This window comes from Leifsonia sp. SIMBA_070, assembly GCF_046534635.1.
Taxonomy (GTDB): domain Bacteria; phylum Actinomycetota; class Actinomycetes; order Actinomycetales; family Microbacteriaceae; genus Leifsonia.
Genome location: NZ_JAWRYK010000899.1, coordinates 1 through 238, shown reverse-complemented (window position 1 = coordinate 238; position 238 = coordinate 1). Strand labels below are relative to the sequence as shown.

Sequence of the window (238 nt, the reverse complement as noted above, 5' to 3'; positions counted from 1 at the left end):
GCGATTGGGCCTGTGCCGGGCCTGCAAGCAGTTTTGCAGACTGCATACGGTCATTATAAAGAGAACGCAGAATACGGCGCTGATGATCTTCGCGCGTCAGAACGCCAGAGAACTCTTTCAGGATCTTTTGCTCGTCATCGGCTGATAAGCGCTGTGTAGCCCACCATGGTGAAAGCAGTTCGCGCGCTTTGCCCGCATTTCCAGTGCTGACATAGGAGCGGGCAAGAAGAATCATGCC

General features: G+C 54.2%; 1 protein-coding gene. It reads right to left on the bottom strand.

Features of this window, described 5'->3' with window-relative positions:
- Positions 1-238, bottom strand: a 238-nt coding sequence (locus tag SB754_RS22820) for a hypothetical protein (RefSeq protein WP_410784543.1), incomplete at both ends; no start/stop codon positions are given.